At 52.5% G+C, this 2,397-nt stretch carries 5 protein-coding genes; all 5 read left to right on the top strand.

The window, feature by feature from the left end; translation table 11 throughout:
* Positions 1–114 precede the first annotated feature (114 nt).
* The gene (locus tag ACOCD2_RS16905) at positions 115–477 is read left to right on the top strand and encodes a hypothetical protein (RefSeq protein WP_419625818.1); all 363 of its coding nucleotides are present in this window, start codon (positions 115–117) and stop codon (positions 475–477) included.
* A gap of 57 nt (positions 478–534) precedes the next feature.
* Positions 535–1,047, top strand: coding sequence for a hypothetical protein (locus tag ACOCD2_RS16900; RefSeq protein ID WP_419625817.1), 513 nt, complete (start codon positions 535–537; stop codon positions 1,045–1,047).
* Between the two features lie 306 nt (positions 1,048–1,353).
* Positions 1,354–1,629 (top strand): hypothetical protein, encoded by a 276-nt coding sequence (locus ACOCD2_RS16895; RefSeq protein WP_419625816.1) that lies wholly within the window; start codon positions 1,354–1,356, stop codon positions 1,627–1,629.
* Positions 1,626–2,177 carry a HigA family addiction module antitoxin gene (locus ACOCD2_RS16890; RefSeq protein WP_419625815.1) on the top strand — a complete coding sequence of 184 codons (552 nt, stop codon included), beginning with the start codon at positions 1,626–1,628 and terminating at the stop codon, positions 2,175–2,177. Before ACOCD2_RS16895 ends, ACOCD2_RS16890 begins: the two co-directional genes overlap by 4 nt.
* The coding region (locus tag ACOCD2_RS16885) for a hypothetical protein (protein WP_419625814.1) at positions 2,174–2,397 on the top strand (224 nt) is incomplete at its 3' end. The genes ACOCD2_RS16890 and ACOCD2_RS16885, both read left to right, overlap by 4 nt.

Raw genomic sequence — 2,397 nt, 5'->3', positions numbered from 1 at the left:
ATCAGTGGGATTTAGCTAGCGTTCGCGGTATTACGGTTCGCGATTCGTACGAGACATCAATAGCATAAGGTTAACCACCAACCGGCCAGGGACGGCTGCAAACTGGAGAATGATATGAACAGATTATATGCACAGGCACGTTCCGGCACACTCCCGGATGATTTCGACGATTGGGCGTTATGTGATGCCCACGGTTGGACGGTTGCGCATGAGGCGGCACGTTTCGGCCACCTGCCCCTGGATTTTGATCAGTGGGAACTGGCAGACGGTTATAAGGGTCGGACGGTAGCGCATGTCGCCGTCCGGTGGGGCACACTTACCCCAGATTTTGATCAGTGGGGACTGGTAGACAATGACGGTGATCCCGTTGCGCATGTCGCCGCCCGGTGGGGCTGTCTGCCCTTGGATTTCAGCCACTGGGACTTATCTGACAGAACCGGCCGGACGGTCGCGCAAGAAGCGGCGTTATGGCGCTGAGCAAAGACTGACCACCACCAACCGGCCACGGACGGCTACAAATCTGGAGAAACTGAAATGACTAAATATTATGTTGTAGAGGTTAAATATTGGGGTCCTAACCGCAACGACGCGAAACATGTGGATCTTGACCGGTACGAAATCATGACCACGCCGCCGCGCATCATTGCAACTGGTGAAGTCTGCACCGGGGGCTATTTAGGCGCGTCTCGCAACACGGCCCGCTACGCTCACGGCGTCTATGACAGCCTGTCAGCCGCGGAATACGCGCTACAGACCGGGCCGCTGCGCTATCAGCGATTCCGCCGCGACCCCCTAGATGATTTCCCCTATGACGTGCTGGCGGTTTATCGCCCTGGTCGCCTGCCTCCCATGTCTGATGAGGCGCTGGATCAGTGGCTGGAGTACTCAGTAGATATTTCAGCCGATGATACCCATATGGACCTGGTACGGCAGGCTGGGGCTCTGAGATATGAAGTGGAGGAAGAGGGGTACTCTGTAACCCTGGAGCGGATGCTATCTGCACTGGAAGAACTGCGAGACAACGCACGCAGAGGCCTTGACGATTGATCACCAGCCGGGGACGGCTACAATTTAGGAGAAACTGAAATGACAAAGTTTTACATGGCAACATCAGACAGCGAAGGAAAAGAGCGCTGCCAGGCTACGACTCTGGGTCTGGCTAAGCGCGAGGCTACACGGAAGTTTTCCAAGCAGTACAGTAACGCATATATCCACCTGATCGAGGTTGACGACGCGGGTAAGGTTCTTAACGCATACAGCAGGTACGCGGCCCGGGGTAACCGCTGGTTCTGTGATAATACGCTTTTTAACTTAATCAAATGTCTTGGGACTAATTAAACAGGAGAAACTGAAATGAAATATTACATGGCAAAACAGACAGACACCAAGCCCATTGAGTGCAGTGCCACTACGCTGAAAGACGCGCAGTTAGAGGCTGAAGCTCACTTTGCTGTGGGGAACCCACGCGTACCGATTTATGTTTTGCAGTTGGAAAAGCCCCCAGGGTGGAAACCCGGGGAAGCGCCTTTCAGGATGTATCGCTGCCTCCCCTGGTCGGAAATCACAGAGGATCTATGGGTGATACGCGGGGATGCTGAGAGAGAATTGTTGGAGGAGAAACTGAAATGACTGAAGAAACTAATAAAGAGCCAGTGGAGCATCCGGGGGAGATACTGCTTATGCAGTTCATGCGTCCGCGGCATATGCGCATTACGGAATTGGCATATGCGATGAGGTGCAGTATCGAGCACCTGGCTAGCCTCATCACGGGAAACCGTGATATTACCTATGAGGATGCAGTATCCCTAGCACACCTGTTCAGTATCAGCATTGATTTCTGGCTTCGTTTACAGAAGAAATATGATGATAGTACCCCAGGGTCTGAACAGTTAGAGGCTGTAGATCACTTTGCGGAGAGAGAGTTACGCCTTAAAGTACAGCACCCGGGGGAGTTGTTACGGGAGTACTATGTGAAACCCCGGGGTATGTCTACTGCTGAGCTTGCGGATAACCTGGGGAAATCCCCGGAATACACGAGGAGCCTTCTCCAGGGTCAGTGTGATATCTCCCCGATAGTTGCGTATTATTTGGCATGCACATTCGAAACCAGCAAAGAATACTGGCTCAATTTGCAGCGTGACTACGATTTTCGGATGAAGTCAGGTGGTGATACATGACCCGCATAATCAGTTGGTTCTCAGCAGGTGCCGCCAGTGCTGTAGCTACTAAGATGATAAATGCGGATGTTGTCGCGTACTGCGATACGGGTTCAGAGGACAAAGACAACAGGAGGTTCTATAAGGACTGCGAGCGATGGTTTGGTAGGCCAATTACGCGGCTGAAGAATGAGAGATACAGGGATACCTGGGACCTGTGGGAGAAACGGGCTTATTTGTC

It is taken from the genome of Thiolapillus sp., assembly GCF_048562965.1.
GTDB classification, from domain to species: domain Bacteria; phylum Pseudomonadota; class Gammaproteobacteria; order Chromatiales; family Chromatiaceae; genus Thiolapillus; species Thiolapillus brandeum_A.
The sequence above is the reverse complement of the archived record's forward strand: the minus strand, read 5'-3'. Positions and strand labels throughout refer to the sequence as shown.

Bases quoted from the DNA above. Each gene is read 5' to 3' on its own strand.
- ACOCD2_RS16905 (WP_419625818.1), top strand. From the start codon at position 115: ATGAACAGATTATATGCACAGGCACGTTCCGGCACACTCCCGGATGAT.
- ACOCD2_RS16900 (WP_419625817.1), top strand. From the start codon at position 535: ATGACTAAATATTATGTTGTAGAGGTTAAATATTGGGGTCCTAACCGC.
- ACOCD2_RS16895 (WP_419625816.1), top strand. From the start codon at position 1,354: ATGAAATATTACATGGCAAAACAGACAGACACCAAGCCCATTGAGTGC.
- ACOCD2_RS16890 (WP_419625815.1), top strand. From the start codon at position 1,626: ATGACTGAAGAAACTAATAAAGAGCCAGTGGAGCATCCGGGGGAGATA.